Origin of the sequence: Agromyces kandeliae (assembly GCF_009674665.1) — a bacterium.
GTDB classification, from domain to species: Bacteria; Actinomycetota; Actinomycetes; order Actinomycetales; family Microbacteriaceae; genus Agromyces; species Agromyces kandeliae.
Map to the genome: position 1 here is coordinate 22822 of NZ_WKJD01000006.1, position 21851 is coordinate 44672.

The window sequence follows — 21851 nt, forward strand, 5'->3', positions numbered from 1 at the left end:
GAGGGCAGGCGGTCAGGGCTGGCAGTGCGGGCACCAGTACGTGTCGCGGAGCTCGACGTCGTTGCGTCCGAACCGACCGTGCTCGATGCGCGTGCCGCAGCGACGGCAGGGCTCGCCCGCGCGCCCGTAGACCCAGAGCCGCCGGCCGGGTCGCGTGTCGCCCGTGGTCGTCCGCTCCATGCGATCGCGGTTGGCGACGATGACCCGGCGCGCGAGATCGATCGTCGGGCGGAGCTCGACGTCGCCGATCGGGCGATCCGGGCGGATGCCGCGGAGGAAGCACACCTCGTTGACGAGCACGTTGCCGAGCCCCGCGAGGTTCCGCTGGTCGGCGAGCGCGACGACCGCGTGCACCCCGGGCTCGGCGGCGAGGCGTCGCGCCGCCTCCGCGGCGTCCCAGTCGGGACCGAGCAGGTCGGGTCCGAGGTACGCGAGCCGATCGGCCTCCTCGGCCGACGGGAAGACCTCCACGACCCCGAGGTCGAAGCCGACCGCGGTCGCTTCCGCCGTCTCGATGATCACGCGTGCGCGATGGGCCGGGCGGGGCCAGCGCCGGCCGGGTGGGATGACGCGCCACTCCCCCTCCATCTTGAGGTGCGTGTGCAGCACCACGTCGCCGACGCGCATGAGCAGGTGCTTGCCTCGGCTGGCGACCGAGTGGATCGTCTCGCCCGAGAGGTCGGCCGTCGCGAACGCCGGCACCCGGATGTCGCTGCGGAGCACGGTGCGCCCGGAGAGCGCGTCGTCGAGCCGGCGCGCCACGCGGAAGACGGTGTCGCCCTCGGGCATCAGCTCCTCGCCTCGAAGCGGAGGCCCTGCGGCGTCTCGCGGAAGCCCGCGCCGCGGAGGGGCGCGTCGAGTGCTGAGCCGAAGACGCCCGCACCGTTCACGGTCTCGACGCGGAACCGCGCGCCGCGCGCACGGGCGAGCGCAGCGGCGCCCTGTGCGAGCACGGCGTCGTCGTCGGTGAAGACGAGCGCGGTGCGGCCGCCGCGCTCGAGGTAGAACGCGGCCTCGCCGTCGACGATCGCGACGACGGCGCCGGCCTTGCGGGCGGGGCGATGCGCGAGCTCGACGGTCGGGTCGGGCCAGTCCAGGGCCCCGCCGAACGGGTTCGCCGGGTCGGTCGCGGCGAGCGCGAACGCCCCGCCCTGCGGCGCCTGCCGGAGGCGGTCGACGGCCGCGCTCGTGGCGAACTGCGCGCCGCCCTGGCCGTCGACGAAGTAGCCGCGGCGCACCCGCCCCGTCTCCTCGAATCCGGCGAGCGTGCGGTACGCGAGCGCGAAGCCGCCGAGGTGGTCCTCGGCGACGACCGAGCCTCGCGTCACGACGCCGTAGCGTTCGAGGAGTGTCTCGCCGAGCGCGTGCGCGCGCGGCGTCGCGGCGTCGCTCGGGACCGGGAGGACCGACCAGCGGCCGGCGGCACGCGGGGGTGCCGCGCGCGGCGAGCGAGCGCCCTCCGCCGCTGCGGCGGCCTGGGCGAGCACCCGGCGCGAGACGGCGCGCCCTCGGATGCGCGCGCGCGGCGTCGTCGCGCGGGTCCTGTGGGCACCGCCGCCGGTCAGGAGTCCTCGGATGGGGGCGAACGTGTCGTTCGTGACCAGGCCGGCCCACGCGAGCCGCCACAGCGCGTCGAGCAGCGGCGCGTCCTCCGTGGCCCCGACGGACTCGGCCAGCTGACGGTAGAAGTACGCACCGCCTCCGCCGAGCACCGCCAGGAGTTCGGTCTCGATCGCGTCGAGCGGCTGGTCGACCGGTGCGGGCATGGTGAGCTTGGCGGTGTCGGCGAGGTGGAGGCTCACCCAGCCGTCGTCCCCCGCGAGCGCGCCCTGGCCCGCCCACAGCACCTCGCCGCTCGCCGTGAGCTCGTCGAGGAACTCTGGGCGGTAGTCGCCGACGCGTGCCGGCAGGACGAGGGACTCCCAGGCCGAGGCGGGGATCCTGACGCCCTCGAGCTGCTCGATCACGGCGGCGACGCCGTCGACGCCGCGCAGGCGCCCGCCGACGTGCTGCCAGTCCGGCAGGAACCGGCCGAACTCGCGCGGCGCGACCGGTTCGACCTCCTCGCGGAGCGCGGCGAGCGACCGTCGGCGGAGCCGCCGGAGCACTTCGGCGTCGCACCATTCCGCACCGCTCCCGTGCGGAAGGAACGCGCCCTCGACGAGGCGGCGCTCTCCCGCGAGCCGGGCGAGCGCGGTGTGCGCGACGGCGGCGCCGATGCCGAACCGCTCGGCGACGGCGGTCGTCGTGAACGGACCGTGCGTTCGTGCGAATCGGCTGACCAGGTCGCCGAGCGGGTCGCGGACGGCCTCGCCGAACGCGTCGGGCAGGCCGGGCGGGATCGGCACGCCGAGTGCGTCCCGGAGCCGGCTGAGGTCCTCCACGGCCGCGATCCATTCGGTGCCCGCGAACCGCACGCGGGCGACGCGCCTGGCGGCGACCAGCGCGGTGACGGATGCCGCGGCGTCCGTCGCCTCGTCGACCCGCTCGCCGATCTCGGCGCCGGTCAGCGGTCCGAGTTCGCGCAGCAGGTCGGCGACGCCCTCCTCGCCCCGGGCGAGTCGGTCCGGATGGCGCCGCTGCAGCATCCGCTCGGTCTCGTCGACGACGGCGGGGTCGAGCAGCTCGCGCAGCTCGACCGTGCCGAGCAGCTCCGCGAGGAGGCCCGGGTCGAGCGACAGCGCGGCCGCGCGCCGCTCGGCGAGCGGGGCGTCGCCCTCGTACATGAAGGCGCCGACGTAGCCGAACAGCAGGCTCGCCGCGAACGGGCTGGCGGTCTCGGTCGCCACGTCGACGAACCGGACCCGGCGGGCGCGGATGCGCTCGGCGAGGGCGGTGAGGGCGGGCAGGTCGTAGACGTCCTGGAGGCACTCGCGCACGGCCTCGAGCACGACCGGGAAGTCCGGGTAGTCGCGTGCGACCTCGAGCAGCTGCGACGCCTTCTGCCGCTGCTGCCAGAGCGGCGAGCGGCGCCCCGGGTTCTGCCTGGGCAGGAGCAGGGCACGCGCGGCGCACTCGCGGAATCGCGAGGCGAAGAGCGCCGAGTCGCCGACGCGCTCGGTCGCGAGCTGCGCGAGCTCCTCCGGGTCGAATTCGAACAGCTCGCTTCCGGGGGGTTCGTCGGCCGCGTCCGGGATGCGCAGCACGATCCCGTCGTCGCTCGCGACGGCGTGCGCCTCGACGCCGAGGCGCTCCTGCACGCGCGCGTCGACGGCGAGCGCCCACGGGGCGTGCACGCGCATGCCGTACGGCGAGTGCAGCACGATCCGCCAGTCGCCGAGCTCGTCGCGGAAGCGCTCGACGACGAGGTGCTCGGCGTCGGGGACGACGCGCGTCGCCTCGCGCTGGTCGGCGATGAAGCGCACGAGGTTCGCACCCGCGCGCCCGTCGAGGCCCGCCGCAGCGGTGCGGGCCAGCGCGGTCGGCTCGTCGGCGGCCGCGAGCTCGCCGATGAACGCGCCGATCGCGGCGCCGAGCTCGGCGGGGCGGCCGATGCCGTCGCCCTTCCAGAACGGCAGGCGACCCGGCTCGCCGAACGCCGGGGAGACGAGCACGCGGTCGTGCGTGATCTCCTGGATGCGCCAGCTCGTCGCACCGAGCGCGAAGACGTCGCCGACGCGCGACTCGTAGACCATCTCCTCGTCGAGTTCGCCGACGCGTCGGCCCGGTCCCGCGTCGCCGATCATGAACACCCCGAACAGGCCGCGGTCCGGGATGGTGCCGCCGCTCGTGACGGCCAGTCGCTGCGCTCCGCGCCGGCCCGTGATCGTGCCGGCGTCGCGATCCCACACGATGCGCGGCCGCAGTTCGCCGAACCGGTCGGACGGGTATCGCCCCGCGAGGAGGTCGAGCGTCGCGTCGAACGCCGAGCGCGGGAGCGACCCGAACGGCGCCGCGCGCCGGACGACGTCGAACCAGTGCTCGACCTCCCACTCGTCGATCGCGGATGCGGCGACCGTCTGCTGCGCGAGCACGTCGAGGGGGTTCGCCGGGATCCGCAAGGGCTCGATCGCACCCTCGACCATGCGCTCGGCGACCACCGCGGAGTGCAGCAGGTCGGCGCGATGCTTCGGGAAGAGCACGCCCTTCGACACCTCGCCGACCTGGTGGCCGGCTCGGCCGATGCGCTGCAGGCCGCTCGCGACCGACGGCGGCGACTCGACCTGCATCACGAGGTCGACCGCGCCCATGTCGATGCCGAGCTCGAGGCTCGAGGTCGCGACGACGCACTTCAGGCGCCCGGCCTTCAGGTCGGCCTCGACGAGCGAGCGCTCCTCCTTGCTCACCGACCCGTGGTGCGAGCGGGCGATGATCGGCTCCGCGCCGGCCGTGATGCCGGACGCGCCGGGCAGTTCGGCGGGCGGGCGGCGACCGGCGGCTGCCGGCGGCGCGGTGCGCACGACGGCGGATGCCTCGGCCGGGGCTTCGACGGCGGCCCCCACGACCGCGACCTCCCCGGCCGGCGCGTCGGTGCCGCCGTCGGCGCCGACGGCGTCGGCGACGGCATCGACCTCGTCGGGCGCCGTCCGCTCGACCCACAGCTCGTTGAGCCGGGCGGTCAGACGCTCGGCGAGTCGCCGGGAGTTCGCGAACACGATGGTCGACCGGTGCGCGAGCACCTCGTCGAGGATCGCCTCCTCGACGTGGGGCCATACGGATCCACCGGCCTCGCCCGCGAGGTCGCCGAGGTCGTCGACGGGCACCGTCACGCGGAGGTCGAACCGCTTGCCCGACGGCGGCGCGACGATCGAGACCGGGCGGGTGCCGGCGAGGAACCGCGCCACCTCCTCGTGCGGCCGGACGGTCGCCGACAGCCCGATGCGTTGGACGGGCCGGGCGACCAGCTCGTCGAGCCGCTCGAGCGAGAGTGCGAGATGCGCTCCGCGCTTCGTTCCGGCGAGCGCGTGGATCTCGTCGACGATGACCGTCTCGACGCCTGCGAGCGTCTCGCGGGCCTGCGAGGTGAGCATCAGGAACAGCGACTCGGGCGTCGTGATGAGGATGTCGGGCGGGCGCTTCACGAGCGCCCGGCGGTCGGTCGGCGACGTGTCGCCCGAGCGGACGCCGACCGTGACCTCGGGCACGTCGACGCCGAGGGTCGCTGCCGTGCGGGCGATGCCGACGAGCGGGGCTCGGAGGTTCCGCTCGACGTCGACGCCGAGGGCCTTGAGCGGCGAGAGGTAGAGCACGCGCGTGGCGCGCGCCGCGCCGTGCTCCGCCGACACGCCCGTCGTCACCTCGCCCGTCGTCGCATCGACGGCCGGGCCCTCGTGGTGCAGCCGGTCGATCGCCGACAGGAACGCGGCGAGCGTCTTGCCCGAGCCGGTGGGCGCGACCACGAGCGCGTGCTCGCCATCGGCGATCGCGCGCCACGCCGCCTCCTGCACGGGCGTCGGCTCGTGGAAGGACTCGGTGAACCACGCCCGCGTCGCGGGCGCGAAGGAGTCGAGCGCCCCGGTCATCCCTCCATTCAAGCGGATGCCACCGACGGCGTCGCCGATCCGGCCCCCGTCAGCGACCGGTGGCTCGCAGTCCGCCGAGCACGCGGGCGACGGCGTCGACCGTGCGGCGCGCCTGCGCGGCATCCGTGCCCCAGTTGCTCACGGAGAAGCGGACGACGGCCCGATCGTGCCAGCGCGAGGTCATCGCGAGCACCTCGCCGTCCTCCCAGAGCGCCGTGCTCAGCGCCTCGGTCGCCGAGTCGTCCTTGAGCGCGATGCACACCTGCGTGAACACCACCTCGTTCAGCACCTCGACCCCGGGCAGCCCGGCCAGCCCGTCGGCGATGATCCTCGCCGACCCGGCGAGCCGGTCGATGAGCTCCGCGATCCCCTCGCGGCCGAGGTGCCGCAGCACCGCCCAGGTCGGGATGCCGCGGGCTCGACGCGACAGTTCGGCCACCTTCTCGTGCGGATCGGCGCCGACGTCGGTGGCCTGGAGGTAGCTGGCGTGCATGCTGAGCGCGTGGCGCATCGCCGCCGAGTCGCGCACGATCGCAATGCCGCAGTCGTAGGGCACGCTCAGCGTCTTGTGCGCGTCGGTCGACCACGAGTCGGCGTCGGCGAGCCCGACCGTCAGGTGCCTGAGGCGCGGGGATGCCGCGGCCCACAGCCCGAACGCACCGTCGACGTGCACCCATGCGCCCGCGTCGTGCGCGACGCGGCACGCCTCGGCGAAGGGGTCGAACGCTCCCGAGTGGATGTTGCCGGCCTGCAGCGCCACGATGGCCGGGCCCTCGCCGCGCGCGAGCTCCTCGGCGAGCGCGTCGGCTCGGATGCGGCCCTGGTCGTCGCTGGCGACCGCCGTCGGCGAGCCGAGCCCCAGGTAGCGCGCTGCGAGGTCCATGGTGCCGTGCCGTTCGGCGCCGGCGATCCACCGGATGCGGGGCGCGCCGCCGAGCCCCTGCTCCTCGACGTCCCAGTCCACCCGGCGGAGGACCTCGTCGCGCGCCGCGGCGAGGCACGCGAACTGCGCGGTGGTCGCGCCCGTCGCGAAGCCCACGTCGCTGCCGGCCGGCAGGCCGAGCAGGTCGAGGAGCCACGAGGACGCGATCTCCTCGGCGGCGACCGCCCCCGGGGTGATCGTCCTGAGCCCGGAGTTCTGGTCCCAGGCCGACACCAACCAGTCCGCCGCGAGCGCCACCGGCTGCGTGCCGCCGATCACCCATCCGAAGAACCGCGGCGACCCGATGGCGATCAGACCGGGCTCCGCGCCCCCGGCGAGCCGGTCGATGACGGCATCGGCGGGCTCGCCGTGCTCGGGCAGCTCGCGCCCGAGCGCGTCCATCACCTCCTCGACGCCGGCACGCGGCGGGATCGGACGCTCGGGAAGCGTGCCGAGCCACGCCGCCGCGTGTCGATGGGCGAGATCGAGCAGGTCGTCGTCGAGCGGTCGGAGATCGGGAGCCGGGGTCGTTCGTGAGCGTGCGTCGGACATCGTTTCCACCTGGACTTCCGCGCGTCGTCGCGCAGTCCCGATCCTGCTCCCCCCGCGCGGGCGCGGTCAACGCCCGGCCCTGCAGGCGAGCGTTCGTCGTCCCGGAGGGCGGCCGCTCAGGCCTCGGGCGCGGAGTCCCCCGCGACGCCCGCGTCGCCCGCGTCGCCCGCGTCGCCCGCGTCGCCCGCGACGAGCTTCACCGCGAGCGAGTCCACCCCGGTCGCGATGGCGTCGTCCGCGGCCCAGCGTCGCGCGAGCCGCGCGGTCGTCGCATCGAGCTCGGTGCGCGTGAGGCCCGCGACGAGACGCAGCCTGACGACGAGCTCGGGACCCCGCAGCCGTGCGTCGGGGTCGCCCGCGACGAGGTCCACGCCGAGCACCGCGAGCTCGCCGCCGATCGAGCGCTCGAACGCGTTCCGGATCGCCTGGGACTCGACGGGCGGGTGCCACGGCTGCTGCTGCGCGACCGCCCAGACCGCGGGCCGGCGCAGCACGAACTCGGTCGGCGAGCCGGGGTCGAGGACGACGAGCTCGGTGCCGTCGTCGGCCGCGGCGAGCGCGACGCGCACGCCGTCGGCGGGCACGGGTCGGGCGACCGGATTCCATCGCGACATCGCCTCGACCGAACCGAACACGGGCAGCACCCGTCGCCCGTCGGGGCCCTCGACCGTGACGATCGAGAGCTCCTGGCTCTTGTCGACGGCGTGGCCGTGCGCGCCGACCTCGGTCCCGCCGTCGCCGAGTTCGGCGAGCAGCGGGATGAGCAGGCGCGATGCGCCGAATGCGGCGACGACGTCGGCCGGCCCGCCGTCACCGGACCGGAACCTGGCGAGGGCCGCTCCGAGCGCCTCGGGCATCCGCCCGTCGTCGGCGGCGTGCGGGTTCGACTGGAACGACCGGCCGGCCCACGGGCGCCCGGCGGAATCGGCCGCGGGGTCAGTGGGAAGCGACATCCAGCGCCTCGGGCAGCGTGAACGCGCCCGCGTAGAGGGCCTTGCCGATGATGGCGCCCTCGAGGCCCTGCGGTACGAGTTGGCGCAGCGCTGCGATGTCGTCGAGGCTCGACACCCCGCCCGACGCGATGACGGGACGGCGGGTGCGCTCCATGATCTGCCGCAGCAGGTCGACGTTCGGGCCCTGGAGCGTGCCGTCCTTCGTGACGTCCGTCACGACGTAGCGGGCTGCCCCGGCGTCCTCGAGGCGGTCCATGACCTGCCAGAGGTCGCCGCCGTCCTTCGTCCAGCCGCGCGCGGCGAGCGTCGTGCCGCGGACGTCGAGGCCGATCGCGATCGCCTCGCCGTACTGGGCGATGACGGATGCCGCCCACTCGGGGTTCTCGAGGGCCGCGGTACCGAGGTTGATGCGCTTCGCGCCGATCTCGAGGGCGTTCTCGAGTGAGCGGTCGTCGCGGATCCCGCCGGAGAGCTCGACGTTCACGCCGCGCACCTGGCGGATGACCTTCTTCAGGATCCCGGCGTTCGACCCGCGACCGAATGCGGCGTCGAGGTCGACCAGGTGGATCCACTCGGCCCCTTGGTCGGCCCAGTCGGCGGCCGCGTCGACGGGGTCGCCGTAGTTCGTCTCGGTCCCCGCCTCGCCCTGGGTCAGGCGGACCGCCTTGCCTCCCGCCACGTCGACTGCCGGAAGCAGCACCAGGCGGGGGGTCTTGCTGAACTCACTCATCACTGTCCTCAATCGGATGCCGCGAACGACGCGGCCTCGGCACAGTCACAGCATCCTAGTCCGCACCGGAACGCCGTGACGCATCGAAGGTCTCGGGAGGTCGTGCCCGGCCTCAGCCGAGCGACCGGATCCAGTTCGAGAGCAGGCGGATGCCGGCATCCGACGACTTCTCCGGGTGGAACTGGGTCGCCGACAGCGGGCCGTTCTCGACCGCGGCGAGGAAGCGCCCGCCGTGCTCGGACCAGGTCAGCTTCGGCTGCGGGAACGGCGGGATGACGTCGAGGCTCCACGCCTGCGCCCCGTAGGAGTGCACGAAGTAGAAGCGCTCGTCCTCGAGCCCCTCGAACAGCACCGATCCCGCGTCGGGCCGGACGGTGTTCCAGCCCATGTGCGGCAGCACGTCGCTCGGCAGTTCGGTGACGACCCCCGGCCATTCGCCGAGCCCCTCGGTGTCGACGCCGCGCTCGACGCCGTGCTCGAACATGACCTGCATGCCCACGCAGATCCCGAGCACCGGTCGCCCGCCGGCCAGGCGGCGGTCGATGAGCTCGTCACCGCGCACCGAACGCAACCCCTCCATGACGGCCGCGAAGGCCCCGACGCCCGGGACGACGAGCCCGTCCGCCTCCATGACGGCTCGGCGATCGGCGGTGAGCTCGACCTCCGCGCCGGCGCGCTCGAGCGCCTTGACCGCCGAGTGGACGTTGCCCGAACCGTAGTCGAGGACGGCGACGCGCCGCGCGGCGCTCACAGGGCGCCCTTCGTCGACGGGATGCCGGTGACGAGCGGGTCCCACGCCTTCGCCTGGCGGAACGCGCGCGCGAACGCCTTGAACTCCGCCTCGGCGATGTGGTGCGGGTCGCGCCCGCCGAGCACGGTGACGTGCACCGTGAGTCCCGCGTTGAAGGTGATCGCCTCGAACACGTGACGGACCATCGAGCCGGTGAAGTGCCCGCCGATGAGGTGGAACTCGAAGCCGGCGGGCTCGCCCGCGTGGACGAGGTACGGCCGACCGGAGATGTCGACGACGGCCTGCGCGAGCGCCTCGTCGAGCGGCACGAGCGCGTCGCCGTAGCGGGAGATGCCGCGCTTGTCGCCGAGCGCCTGCCGGATCGCCGTGCCGAGTACGATCCCGACGTCCTCGACGGTGTGGTGCACGTCGATCTCGATGTCGCCCTTCGCTCGCACGGTCAGGTCGGTGAGCGAGTGCTTCGCGAACGCGGTGAGCAGGTGGTCGTAGAACGGCACGCTCGTCTCGATGTCGCTCGTGCCGGTCCCGTCGAGGTCGATCGAGAGGTCGATGCTCGACTCGCTGGTCTCGCGCTGCACGCGCGCGGTGCGCGCGGGGCGGTCGGTGCTCATGGGGTCATCCTATTCGGGGAGGTCGGGAAGGATTCCGGGCTGGATCAGGCGTTCGCGGGGGTCGACGGCGCGAACGAGGCCATCGCCTCGAGGAAGGCCGTCGTCTCGGCCTCGGTTCCCGCGGTCACCCGCAGGCAGCCCGGCAGTCCGATCTCGCGGATCAGGATGCCGCGATCGAGGAGCGCTTCGAAGACCGCGTGCGGGTCGGCGACGCCGCCGAAGAGGACGAAGTTCGCGCCGCTGCGGTACGGGTGGAAGCCGAGCACGCGGAGTTCGCGCGTGATCCGCTCGCGTTGGGCGCGGATCTCGTCGACCATTGCGAGCATCTCGCCGGCGTGCGCGAGGGCGCCGAGCGCCGCCGCCTGGGTCAGTGCCGACAGGTGGTACGGCAGGCGCACGAGGCGCAGGGCGTCGATGACGGCGGGGTCGGCGGCGAGGTAGCCGACGCGAGCCCCGGCGAACGCGAACGCCTTGCTCATGGTCCGCGAGACGAGGAGCCTCGGCCGCCCCTCGAGGAGCGTCAATGCGCTCGGCGTGCCCGGGTCGGCGAACTCCTGGTACGCCTCGTCCACGACGACCACGCCGCGTGCGGCATCGGCGACCGCGGCGATCGTCTCGAGGGACAGCGGCGTGCCGGTGGGGTTGTTCGGCGAGCAGAGCAGCACGATGTCGGGATCGTGGCGCTCGATCGCCGCGACCGCGGTCTCGGGTGGGAGCTCGAAGTCGCCGTCGCGGTCGGCGGCGATCCACCCGGTGCCGGTGCCCGACGAGAGGAGTCCGTACATGGAGTACGTGGGCCCGAAGCCGAGCGCGGTGCGGCCGGGCCCGCCGAACGCCTGCAGCACGTGCTGCAGGACCTCGTTCGAGCCGTTCGCCGCCCAGAGCTGCTCGGGCACGAGGTCGTGGCCGAGGTAGCGCGCGAGCGCGGTGCGGAGTTCGGTGAACTCGCGATCGGGGTATCGGTTCAGCCCGATGATCGCGGCCGCGACGCGCGCGACGATGTCGTGCGCGACGTCATCGGGGATCGGATGCGTGTTCTCGTTGACGTTGAGCGCGACGGGCACGTGCTTCTGCGGGGCGCCGTAGGGGGACTTGCCGCGGAGGTCGTCGCGGATGGGCAGGTCGTCGAGACTCGTCACCGACCAATGCTATCCGCGTGCCTCGTCGTGTTTCGGCGTCGGCGTCGCAGGCTGCCGGCGGCTAGCCGACGGTGGGAAGCACGAGGCGCTGGCCGGGCTGGACGACGGCATCGTCGAGGCCGTTCAGGCGCATGATCTCGTAGATCACGTCGCGCGGGTCGGACGACGGCGCGATCGCCTCGGCGATGCCCCACAGCGTGTCTCCGGCACCGACCTCGACGGTCTCGAACGTCGTCCCGGCGCGACCGCCCTCGATCCCGGCGACCGCGCCGCCGCTCGAGAGCACGCCGACCAGGACGCCGACCACCAGCGGGAGTGCAGCGAGACCCGTGACGACGGCGCGGCCGCGCTTGGTGAGCCTCAGCCGGGTGCGCGGGGTCGTCGACCCGAACGCGGGCATCGCCGGTGCCGCACTCGCGGCCCCCATCACCACTGCACTCATTCCGCACCTCCCGGGCTTCCAGCTGCGCATCCGGCCCTCGGCCGGGAGGGCCGGATGCGAAGCTGTGTTCCGAATATATCTTCGAACAATCGAAGCTGCAAGCACCGGAGTGTGGGATTTCCGGCCCGGATTCCGCGACACACTCGAACGGATGTTTGTCGCGCGTGTGCGAGGCGGATACAGTTTCGAATGTCCGACGACAGTCGAACATCGACCACCGACATCCGGGCCGACGAGGTCCCGACGAGAGGCGAGGCACGTGAGCATCGACATCGACCAGGCACGCGGCGCGGGCGGCCGGTCGCGTCGGCGCAAGACGCTGAGCCCGAAGCAGCTCGCGATCCTCGACGTGATCCGAGGCTCGGTCGCCGACCGCGGCTACCCGCCGAGCATGCGCGAGATCGGCGACGCCGTCGGACTCTCCTCGCTCTCGAGCGTGACGCACCAGTTGAACCAGCTCGAGCTCGCCGGGTACCTGCGGCGCGACCCGAACCGCCCCCGTGCGCTCGAGATCCTCATCGACGTGCCCGGGGCGGAGCACCGGCCGGCGTCGGTCGAGCCCGCACCGGTCGGCGACGCGGCGATGGTCCCCCTGGTCGGGCGCATCGCCGCCGGCGTGCCCATCACCGCCGAGCAGCAGATCGAGGAGGTCTTCCCGCTCCCCCGCCAGCTCGTGGGCAAGGGCGAGCTGTTCATCCTGAAGGTGGTCGGCGACTCGATGATCGACGCCGCCATCTGCGACGGCGACTGGGTCGTGGTCCGCTCGCAGCGGACGGCCGAGAACGGCGAGATCGTCGCGGCGATGCTCGACGGCGAGGCCACCGTCAAGGTCTTCCGCCAGCGCGACGGCCACACCTGGCTGCTCCCCCGCAACTCGGCGTTCGAGCCCATCCTCGGCGACGAGTCCGAGGTGCTCGGCAAGGTCGTCGCCGTGCTCCGCACGGTCTAGCGAACCCGGGGCCGAACCCGGGCCCGTCACCGACGACGGGGGCGGATGCCTCGGGCTCGCCCCGCGGCATCCGCCCCCGCCCACTCGGATCAGGCCGTCGCGACCGCGACCCCCTCGCGCACCGAGCGCGTCGCCTCGACGATGTTCGCGAGCGACGCGACCGTCTCGTCGTAACCGCGGGTCTTCAGCCCGCAGTCGGGGTTCACCCAGAGCCTCCCGGCGGGCACGCCGTCGACCGCGCGCTCGAGGAGCGAGCGCACCTCGTCGACGCTCGGCACGCGCGGCGAGTGGATGTCGTAGACGCCCGGCCCGACGCCGTGGTCGAACCCGCTCGCCGCCAGGTCGCCGACGACCTCCATGCGGCTGCGCGCCGCCTCGATCGAGGTCACGTCGGCGTCGAGCTCGCGGATCGCGTCGATGACGACGCCGAACTCCGAGTAGCAGAGGTGCGTGTGCACCTGCGTGGCCGGGGCCGCGCCGCCCGTCGCGAGGCGGAAGGATCCCACCGACCAGTCGAGGTACGCGGGCTGGTCGGCGCGCTTCAGCGGCAGCAGCTCGCGGAGTGCGGGCTCGTCGACCTGGATCACGCGGATGCCGGCCGCCTCGAGGTCGCCGATCTCGTCGCGGAGCGCGAGCGCGACCTGTCGGGCGGTGTCGCCGAGCGGCTGGTCGTCGCGTACGAACGACCACGCGAGGATCGTGACCGGCCCCGTGAGCATGCCCTTGACGGGCTTCTCCGAGAGCGACTGCGCGTACGTCGACCACTCGACGGTCATCGGCGCGGGGCGCGACACGTCGCCCCACAGGATCGACGGACGCGTGCATCGCGAGCCGTACGACTGGACCCAGCCGTGCTGGGTGACGGCGAACCCGTCGAGGAGCTCGGCGAAGTACTGCACCATGTCGTTGCGCTCGGGCTCGCCGTGCACGAGCACGTCGAGGCCGAGGTCCTCCTGCAGGCGGATGACGCGAGCGATCTCCTCGCGCATGAGCTCGCGGTAGGCGGCGTCCGTGAGCTCGCCCTTCACGAGCCGTGCGCGGGCGCGGCGGATGTCGGCCGTCTGCGGGAACGAGCCGATCGTGGTGGTCGGGAGGGCCGGCAGCGCGAGGTCCTCCTGCGCGGCGACGCGATCGTCGTACCCGGCGCGCGTGAACGCGGTCGCGTCGAGGGCGGCCAGGCGGCCCCGCACGGCGGGCACGCGGACGCCCGGTGCCGAGGCACGGTCGGCGAGGGCGGCGGACGCCGCATCGAGGTCGGCCGCGATCGCGTCGCGCCCCTCGGACAGTCCGCGCGCGAGCGCGGCGACCTGGGCGACCTTCTGGTCGGCGAACGCGAGCCAGCTCAGGAGACGCGCATCGAGCGCGGTCTCCTCGTCGACGTCATGCGGGACGTGCAGGAGCGAGGTCGAGGTCGACACGGCGACCGAGCCCGAGACCGAGCGGAGCGCCTCGGCACGCGCGAACGCGTGGGCGAGGTCGCCGCGCCAGATGTTGTGACCGTCGACGACGCCGGCGACGAGCGTCTTCACGGCGAGGGCCTCCTCGGTCACCGGGTCGAGCTGCGCGGGCACGTCGCCGCGGACGAGGTCGAACCCGATGGCCTCGACCGGGGCCGCCGCGAGCACGGGCAGCGCCTCGGCGAGGTCGCCGTAGGGTGCCGCGACGAAGATCGCCGGACGTGCGTCGTCCGCACCCAGCGCGTCGTAGGCCCCGGCGACCGCTTCGAGCACGCGCTCGCGCGGCTCGTCGAGGCTCTCGCTCACGAGACCGGGCTCATCGAGCTGCACCCACTCGGCGCCGGCGGCCGCGAGCTCGGCGAGCAGCGTGCGGTAGACCGGCACGAGGTCCGCGAGTCGGTCGAGCGGGCGGAAGCCCTCCGGCGCGCCATCCGCCGCCTTCGCCAGCAGGAGGAACGTGACGGGGCCGACGAGGACCGGGCGCGTGACGAAGCCGGCCTCGCGCGCCTCGCGGACCTGCGCGACGAGTGCGTCGGCGTGCGCGGCGAATGCGGTCTCGGGGCCGATCTCGGGCACGAGGTAGTGGTAGTTCGAATCGAACCACTTCGTCATCTCGAGCGGTGCGTCGGCGCCCTCCCCGCGGGCGACGGTGAAGTACCCGGCGAGGTCGAGCCGGCCGTCCTCGTCGAGCAGGCGCTCGAACCGCGCGGGGACCGCGCCGACGGCGACCGCGGCGTCGAGGACCTGGTCGTAGTACGAGAACGACTCGGGGATCGCCGAGTCGGTGCGGCCGAGCCCGAGCTCGGCGAGGCGCTCGCGCGTCGCGGCGCGAAGCCCCGCCGCGGTGCGCCCGAGCTCGGCGGCGTCGATCCGACCGGCCCAGAACGCCTCGACGGCGCGCTTGAGCTCGCGGCGGCGCCCGATGCGCGGGTAGCCGAGGATCGTTCCGGTGGGGAATTCGGGTGCGGTCATCGTTCTCTCGTGTTCCTCTCGGTGCCCGCGTGGGCGTGGGCGGTGGCGAGGCCGAGCCGGTCGAGCACGGCGAGCACGGCCTCGTGGCGGTTGAAGGTGTACAGGTGGAGTCCGGGGGCGCCGCCCGCGAGCACGACGGCGGCCAGGTCCGCGGCGTACGCGACGCCGAGCTCGAACTGGGCGTCGGCGTCGGGCTCGATCTCGAGGTCGATCGCGAGCCCGGCGGGCGCGGGAACGCCGGTGAGCTGCTCGAGGCGGGCGAGCCGGGAGAGCGTCGTGACGGGCATGATGCCCGGGAGGATCGGGATGGTCACGCCGCCGGCCCGGGCGCGCTGCACGAATGCCAGGTAGTCGTCGGCGTGCCAGAACAGCTGCGTGATGGCCAGGTTCGCGCCCGCGACCTCCTTCGCGAGGAGCACGTCGACGTCCTGGTTCGACCCGCGCGAACGCGGGTGGCCGCTCGGGAAGGCCGCCACGGCGACGCGCTCGGGGCGGGGACGGTCCCGGATCGCGGTCACTCCGGGCATTCCGGGGATGCGCGACTGTCCGAACGGCTCGCGCTCCTCCTGGACGCGGTGGATCAGCTGCACGAGCTCGGCGGCGCTGTGCAGGTCGCCGATCGCGTCCTCCGCGTCAGCGGCCCCGGCCGGGGGGTCGCCGCGGAGCGCGAGGAAGCTCGTGATGCCCGCGTCGAGGAACTCGCGGACGAGCCGGTTCGCCTCCGCGTGGCTCGATCCGACGCACGTGAGGTGCGCCATCGGTTCGACGCTCGTGTGCTCGAGCATGTAGCGCAGCACCGTGAGCGAGCGGTCGCGGCTCGAGCCGCCGGCACCGAAGGTCACCGAGATGAACGCGGGGTCGACCTCGGCGAGCCGGTCGATGGTGCGGCCGAGCGCGATCGCCGCGGCGTCCGTCCGCGGCGGGAACAGCTCGAACGAGATCGGCACGCGCGGCCGGGCGGCGACGCCGTCGGGCTCGGTTCCGGTCATGTCGCTCCAGGTGGCGAGCAGCTCCGGGGAGGCCGAGTGCGCGGCACGCCGCGCCCGACCGGCCGGAACGGCAGGTGGGTCTCGCGGGCGGGTGCCGGGCTCGGCGGTCGCTCCAGGCGGGCGGCATCCGGCCGCTCGCCACGATCAGGTGCGACGATACGCCGGGTCGGGGGCATCCGCTGCCGGTGTTACGACGAGTGACTCGGATGGTCGTGCCGCGAGGCGCGGTGCGGTGCGGTGCCGGGTGGGGCCGCGGATGCTACGCCAGCGCCGCGGCGCGGAACTCCTCGAGCTGCGCGGCCTGCTCGGGCGATGCGAGCGCCCTGATGCGCGTTCCGTCCTCGAGGTAGTCGGTGGAGAGCACGCGGCCGCTCTCGTGCAGCGCGGACACGACGTCGCCGCGGTCGTACGGCACCAGGAGGTCGACCTCGACCGCGGGGTCGGGCAGCATGCGCCCGATCGCGGCGAGCACCGCGGCGACGCCCTCGCCCGTGCGCGCGGAGGCGAACACGGCGTTCGGCTCGAGGCCCTGCAGGACCAGCCGGTCCTCGGGCGTCACGAGGTCGGCCTTGTTGAAGACGACGAGCTCCGGGATGTCGCGGGCGCCGACCTCGCCGATGACGTCGCGCACGGTCGCGATCTGCTGGGCGGGGTCGGGGTGCGCGGCGTCGACGACGTGCACGATCAGGTCGGCGTCGCCGACCTCCTCGAGCGTCGACCGGAACGCCTCGACGAGCTGGTGCGGGAGGTTGCGCACGAAGCCGACCGTGTCGGCGATCGTGTACACGCGTCCGTCGGCGGTCGTGTTGCGGCGGACGGTCGCGTCGAGGGTCGCGAACAGCGCGTTCTCGACGAGCACGCCGGCGCCCGTGATGCGGTTGAGCAGGCTCGACTTGCCCGCGTTCGTGTATCCCGCGATGGCGACCGAAGGCACGGCGTTGCGCTTGCGGTTGGCACGCTTCGCCTCGCGAGCGGGCTTCATGCCGGCGATCTGCCGCCTGAGCTTCGCCATGCGCGAGTGGATGCGGCGACGGTCGAGCTCGATCTTCGTCTCACCGGGACCGCGGGAGCCCATGCCCGCGCCTGCGCCGCCGACCTGGCCACCGGCCTGGCGGGACATCGACTCACCCCAGCCGCGCAGGCGCGGCAGCAGGTATTCCAGCTGGGCCAGCTCGACCTGCGCCTTGCCCTCACGGCTCTTGGCGTGCTGGCTGAAGATGTCGAGGATGACGGCCGTGCGGTCGATCACCTTCACCTTGACCGCGTCCTCCAGCGCACGGCGCTGGCTCGGAGCGAGCTCGGTGTCGGCGACCACGGTGTCCGCGCCGAGCGCGGCGACCACGTGCCGGAGCTCCTCGGTCTTGCCGCGGCCGAGGTACGTGCTGGGGTCGGGGTGCGGTCGGCGCTGCAGGACGCCGTCGAGCACGCGGGCGCCGGCCGTCTCGGCGAGGGCGGCGAGCTCGCGGAGCGAGTTCTCGGCGTCCTCCAGCGAGCCCTGCGGGTAGACCCCGATGAGCACGACGTTCTCGAGTCGAAGCTGCCGGTACTCGACCTCGGTGACGTCCTCGAGCTCGGTCGAGAGGCCGCCGACGCGGCGGAGCGCCGCGCGGGCGTCGCGGTCGTACTGCTCGCCGTCGAAGCCGCCGTCGTCGCGCTCGGCGAGACCGGCGCGCTGGATGGACGCGGCGTCGGACCCGCCGAACCGGGACACGCCCGCTCGGGCGTCGGCGCTGCGCAGCACGCGCTCGACCGCGTCGTCGTGGGTCTCGGGTGCCGCGTCGTTCATCATGTCAAGCCTACTTCCGTTCGCCTGCGATAGGTTTCCCCGTATGCCGCAGGAGCACTACTTCTCGTCCAAGCCCGCCGACCGGGCGGCGCTCCGGACCGTCCAGGTGCGACTCGCCGGCCGCGACGTCGAGGTGCAGACCGCCGGCGGCGTCTTCAGCCCCGACCACGTCGACCTCGGCACCCGCGTACTCCTCGGCGAGGTCCCGACGGCTCCCGCCGCCGGCCACCTGCTCGACCTCGGCGCCGGCTGGGGCCCGATCGCGCTCACGCTCGGCCTCCAGTCGCCGGATGCCACGGTGTGGGCGGTCGACGTCAACGAGCGTGCACTGGACCTCGTCCGCCGGAACGTCCGGCGGCTCGGGCTCGACAACGTCAACGCCGCGATCCCAGCCGATGTTCCCGACGACCTCCGATTCTCGGTGATCTGGTCGAACCCGCCCATCCGGATCGGCAAGGCCGAGCTGCACGCCCTGCTGCGTCGATGGCTGCCACGCCTCGAGGCGGGCGCCACGGCGTGGCTCGTCGTGCAGAAGAACCTCGGCTCGGACTCGCTGCAGCGCTGGCTCGACGAGGAGTTCGGCGACGGATGGACCGTCGAGCGGGCGGCCACCTCGAAGGGATTCCGCGTGCTCACGGTGACGCGCGACGCCTGACGGCGACCCGCGATCCCGGTGGCCGCGATCCGTGCCGGCGCCGTGCCCGCCGGCTCAGGCCAGGGCCAGCACCCCGTCGAAGACGAGCTCGCCCGGCCCGGAGAGCAGCACGTGCTCCCCGTCGGGTCGCGACTCCATGCGCACGCCGAGCGCCCCGCCCGGAACCTGCACGACCCACGTGTCGGGGGCGTGCTCGCCCGCCCAGTACCGGACGGCGAGCGCCGCGGCGACCGCACCCGTGCCGCACGAGAGCGTCTCACCCGAACCGCGCTCGTGCACGCGCATGCGGATGCGCCCGCGCCCGCCCTCGACGAGCGGCTCGGCCGGGACGACGAACTCGACGTTCGCGCCCGCCTGCGGCTGCGGCTCCAGGATCGGCAGGTACGCCAGGTCGAGCCCGTCGAGCTCGTCGTCGTCGGCGAGCGCCACCACGACGTGGGGGTTGCCGACGTCGATGCCGAGGCCGGGGCGCGCGACGGGCAGGTTCTTGGCGCGCACCAGCGGCTCCCCGCCGTCGAGGCGCCACACGCCGAGGTCGGCCTCGAACCCGGCGCCGGTCACGCGGACCCGACGGACACCCGCCCGCGTGCCGATCGCGATCCACTCGTCGCCCGAGGGGGCGACGTGCCCCTGGTCGACGAGGTAGCGCACGAACACCCTGATGCCGTTGCCGCACATCTCGGACACGCTGCCGTCGGCGTTCCAGTAGTCCATGAACCACGTCGCCTGCGGGTCCTCCGCGAGCGCGCCGGCGCCGTCGGCGAGCCGATCCGAGCGGACGGCCCGGATCACGCCGTCGGCGCCGACGCCGAAGCGCCGGTCGCACACCGCCGCGATCTGCGTGGGCGACAGCTCGTGGTCACCCTCGGGGTCGCTGAACAGCACGAAGTCGTTGCCCGTGCCCTGGCCCTTGGTGAAGCGCAGATCGAACGCCATCGCACCAGTCTAGGGAGCGCGGAACGCCTCAGTCGCCGCTCGCCTGCCGCGTCACCTCGGCGGCCAACGCCGCCGGGTCTCCGGCGTCGACGACGGCTGCCGCGGCGTACCGCTTGAACCATCCGACCTGCCGCCGGGCGTAGGTCCGGGTGAGCGCCTGCGTCTCCGCGATCGCGTCGGCCTCGGTCATCCGCCCCTGCAGCTGAGCGAGCGCCTGCGCGTAGCCGATCGCCTTGCGAGCGGTCACGCCCCGCTCGAGACCCGCGGGGATGAGCCCGCGCACCTCGTCGAGGAGCCCGACCGCCCACATGCCCGCTGCGCGGGCGTCCAGCCGGGCGACGAGCTCGGCCCGGTCGGCGCGGAGGTGCACGATGCGGTGCGGCCGCCAGGCCACGGGCTCGTCCGGCAGCCGCGCGGCCTTCGGCTCGCCGGTGAGCTCGATGACCTCGAGTGCGCGGACGATCCGGCGTCCGTTCTGCGGGTCGACGCCGGCGGCCGTCTCGGCGTCGAGCTCGCGCAGCCGTCGATGCATGAGGCCGGGCCCGACCTCCTCGAGCTCGGCCTCGAGGCGCGCACGGATCGCCGCGTCCGTCCCGGGGAAGCGCAGGTCGTGGATGACGCTCGAGACGTACAGACCGGAGCCTCCGGTCAGGAGCGCGACGCCGCCGCGCGACGAGATCTCGTCGATGACGCGGCGAGCGTGGGCCTGGTAGGCGGCGACGGATGCCTCGTCGGTGACGTCGAGCACGTCGAGGAGGTGATGCGGGACCCCCTCGCGCTCGCCCTCCGAGAGCTTGGCGGTGCCGATGTCCATGCCACGGTAGAGCTGCATCGCATCGGCGTTGACGACCTCGGCGACGCCGCCCGTGGCGGCGATCGCGTGCGCGAGGTCGAGCGCGAAGCGCGACTTGCCGGTGCCCGTGGCGCCGACGACCGCGATCAGCGTCACGTCAGCGCTGGCCGTCGGCGGGGTCGTAGATCGGCATGGTGCCGACGCCCGGGCTCGTCAGCGGCTCGCCGGCCACGCGCAGCGACGGCAGCCCCAGCGAGACCCGCCCCGCCGCGGATGCCGCGGCTCCGGGCACCGCCGGCACGCCGCAGCTCTCGGCCTGCGCCCGGTCCCACGCGTCGCCCGCGCGCGTCCGCCGGATGCGCAGCGGCGCTCCGTCGATCGAGTCGGCGAGGAGGTGGAACGGCGCGGCCTGCGTGATCTCGACCGAGACGACGTCACCCGGTCGCGGGAGGTCGGAACCCTCGGGCACCTCGAAGTGCACGAGCCGGCTGTCCTCCGCGCGACCGCTCAGGCGGTGCGTCTCGGCGTCCTTCTTGCCCTCGCCGGTGGACACCAGCACCTCGACGGCGGTGCCGACGAGCTTCTGGTTCTCCTCCCACGAGATGCGCTCCTGCAGGGCGATGAGGCGTTCGTAGCGCTCCTGCACGACCTCCTTCGGGACCTGGTCCTCCATGGTCGCCGCGGGCGTACCGGGCCGGATGGAGTACTGGAACGTGAACGCGGAGGCGAAGCGCGCGGCCTCGACCACCCGGAGCGTCTCCCGGAAGTCCTCCTCGGTCTCGCCGGGGAAGCCGACGATGATGTCGGTGGAGATCGCGGCGTTCGGGATCTTGGCGCGCACGCGGTCGAGGATGCCGAGGAACTTCTCCGAGCGGTAGGACCGGCGCATGGCCTTGAGGATGCGGTCCGAGCCGGACTGCAGCGGCATGTGCAGCTGGGGCATCACGTTCGGCGTCTCGGCCATCGCATCGATGACGTCGTCGGTGAAGGCGGCCGGGTGCGGGCTGGTGAAGCGGATGCGCTCCAGGCCGTCGACCTCGCCGGCCGCACGGAGCAGCTTGCCGAACGCCTGGCGGTCGCCGAACTCGACCCCGTACGAGTTCACGTTCTGTCCGAGCAGGGTCACCTCGATCGCGCCGTCGTCGACGAGCGCCTGCACCTCGGCGAGGACGTCGCCCGGTCGGCGGTCCTTCTCCTTGCCGCGGAGTGCCGGCACGATGCAGAACGTGCAGGTGTTGTTGCAGCCGACCGAGATGGACACCCAGCCGGAGTAGGTCGAGTCCCGCTTGGTCGGCAGGGTCGAGGGGAAGACCTCGAGGGCATCGAGGATCTCGAGCTGCGCCTCGTCGTTGTGACGAGCGCGTTCGAGCAGGCTCGGCAGTGAACCCATGTTGTGCGTGCCGAAGACGACGTCGACCCACGGCGCCTTCTCGAGGATGACGTTCTTGTCCTTCTGGGCGAGGCACCCCCCGACCGCGATCTGCATGCCCGCGTGGCGGCGCTTCACGCCGGCGAGGTGGCCGAGGTTGCCGTAGAGCTTGTTGTCGGCGTTCTCTCGCACTGCGCAGGTGTTGATCACGACGACGTCGGGCTCCGCGCCGTCGGCGGGCACGTACCCCGCGGCCTCGAGCGAGCCGCTCAGTCGCTCCGAATCGTGCACGTTCATCTGGCACCCGAAGGTGCGGACCTCGTAGGTGCGGGGCGCGTCCGGATCGGCGGCGTCGGGCTCCGCGGTCGCGGGCATCGCCTCGT

Annotated in this window: 17 protein-coding genes; 2 read left to right on the forward strand and 15 right to left on the reverse strand. The window is 73.7% G+C overall.

The features are described 5' to 3' along the window. Positions 1-12: 12 nt before the first annotated feature. The 9 genes from GJR97_RS02475 to GJR97_RS02515 form a co-directional block, all read right to left on the reverse strand. Entirely contained in the window at positions 13-789 is a 777-nt protein-coding gene (locus GJR97_RS02475; RefSeq protein WP_154344963.1) for a DNA-formamidopyrimidine glycosylase family protein, read from the reverse strand. Beyond that, complete coding sequence (locus GJR97_RS02480) at positions 789-5462, reverse strand: Lhr family ATP-dependent helicase (RefSeq protein WP_154344964.1); 4674 nt, start codon at positions 5460-5462, stop codon at positions 789-791. Before GJR97_RS02480 ends, GJR97_RS02475 begins: the two co-directional genes overlap by 1 nt. Positions 5463-5511: 49 nt before the next feature. Continuing rightward, positions 5512-6936 (reverse strand): pyridoxal phosphate-dependent decarboxylase family protein, encoded by a 1425-nt coding sequence (locus GJR97_RS02485; RefSeq protein ID WP_154344965.1) that lies wholly within the window; start codon positions 6934-6936, stop codon positions 5512-5514. Between the two features lie 116 nt (positions 6937-7052). Then, a complete protein-coding gene (locus GJR97_RS02490) occupies positions 7053-7889 on the reverse strand; it encodes an SseB family protein (protein WP_154344966.1) in 837 nt (278 codons plus the stop codon). Further along, entirely contained in the window at positions 7873-8619 is a 747-nt protein-coding gene (gene priA, locus GJR97_RS02495; RefSeq protein WP_154344967.1) for a bifunctional 1-(5-phosphoribosyl)-5-((5-phosphoribosylamino)methylideneamino)imidazole-4-carboxamide isomerase/phosphoribosylanthranilate isomerase PriA, read from the reverse strand. Before priA ends, GJR97_RS02490 begins: the two co-directional genes overlap by 17 nt. Before the next feature lie 112 nt (positions 8620-8731). Then, positions 8732-9370 carry an imidazole glycerol phosphate synthase subunit HisH gene (gene hisH, locus GJR97_RS02500; protein WP_324613052.1) on the reverse strand — a complete coding sequence of 213 codons (639 nt, stop codon included), beginning with the start codon at positions 9368-9370 and terminating at the stop codon, positions 8732-8734. Beyond that, complete coding sequence (gene hisB, locus GJR97_RS02505; protein WP_154344968.1) at positions 9367-9981, reverse strand: imidazoleglycerol-phosphate dehydratase HisB; 615 nt, start codon at positions 9979-9981, stop codon at positions 9367-9369. The genes hisH and hisB overlap by 4 nt, the downstream gene beginning before the upstream one ends. 44 nt (positions 9982-10025) lie before the next feature. Next, positions 10026-11120, reverse strand: a complete 1095-nt coding sequence (locus GJR97_RS02510) for a histidinol-phosphate transaminase (protein ID WP_324613053.1) — start codon at positions 11118-11120, stop codon at positions 10026-10028. A 61-nt stretch (positions 11121-11181) separates the two neighbouring features. After that, on the reverse strand, positions 11182-11562 hold the full coding sequence (locus GJR97_RS02515; protein WP_154344969.1) for a LysM peptidoglycan-binding domain-containing protein: 381 nt from the start codon (positions 11560-11562) through the stop codon (positions 11182-11184). Positions 11563-11833: 271 nt separating this feature from the next. On the opposite strand from GJR97_RS02515, the gene lexA reads away from it, so the two are divergent. Continuing rightward, positions 11834-12511 carry a transcriptional repressor LexA gene (lexA, locus tag GJR97_RS02520; protein ID WP_324613139.1) on the forward strand — a complete coding sequence of 226 codons (678 nt, stop codon included), beginning with the start codon at positions 11834-11836 and terminating at the stop codon, positions 12509-12511. Positions 12512-12600: 89 nt separating this feature from the next. On the opposite strand, the gene metE is transcribed toward lexA, so the two are convergent. The 3 genes from metE to hflX all read right to left on the reverse strand — a co-directional run bounded on the left by metE (position 12601) and on the right by hflX (position 17718). Then, entirely contained in the window at positions 12601-14940 is a 2340-nt protein-coding gene (gene metE, locus GJR97_RS02525) for a 5-methyltetrahydropteroyltriglutamate--homocysteine S-methyltransferase (RefSeq protein ID WP_154344971.1), read from the reverse strand. Further along, positions 14937-15929 carry a methylenetetrahydrofolate reductase gene (locus GJR97_RS02530; protein ID WP_154344972.1) on the reverse strand — a complete coding sequence of 331 codons (993 nt, stop codon included), beginning with the start codon at positions 15927-15929 and terminating at the stop codon, positions 14937-14939. Before GJR97_RS02530 ends, metE begins: the two co-directional genes overlap by 4 nt. A gap of 259 nt (positions 15930-16188) precedes the next feature. Next, positions 16189-17718, reverse strand: a complete 1530-nt coding sequence (hflX, locus tag GJR97_RS02535) for a GTPase HflX (protein WP_154344973.1) — start codon at positions 17716-17718, stop codon at positions 16189-16191. 40 nt (positions 17719-17758) lie between these two features. On the opposite strand from hflX, the gene GJR97_RS02540 reads away from it, so the two are divergent. After that, entirely contained in the window at positions 17759-18370 is a 612-nt protein-coding gene (locus GJR97_RS02540) for a class I SAM-dependent methyltransferase (protein WP_154344974.1), read from the forward strand. Between the two features lie 54 nt (positions 18371-18424). On the opposite strand, the gene dapF is transcribed toward GJR97_RS02540, so the two are convergent. The 3 genes from dapF to miaB are packed head-to-tail and all read right to left on the reverse strand — an operon-like array spanning position 18425 to position 21843. Then, entirely contained in the window at positions 18425-19306 is an 882-nt protein-coding gene (gene dapF, locus GJR97_RS02545) for a diaminopimelate epimerase (RefSeq protein ID WP_154344975.1), read from the reverse strand. 28 nt (positions 19307-19334) lie between these two features. Further along, a complete protein-coding gene (gene miaA / locus GJR97_RS02550) occupies positions 19335-20255 on the reverse strand; it encodes a tRNA (adenosine(37)-N6)-dimethylallyltransferase MiaA (protein WP_324613055.1) in 921 nt (306 codons plus the stop codon). Between the two features lies 1 nt (position 20256). After that, complete coding sequence (gene miaB, locus GJR97_RS02555; protein WP_229275954.1) at positions 20257-21843, reverse strand: tRNA (N6-isopentenyl adenosine(37)-C2)-methylthiotransferase MiaB; 1587 nt, start codon at positions 21841-21843, stop codon at positions 20257-20259. Between the last annotated feature and the right edge of the window lie 8 nt (positions 21844-21851).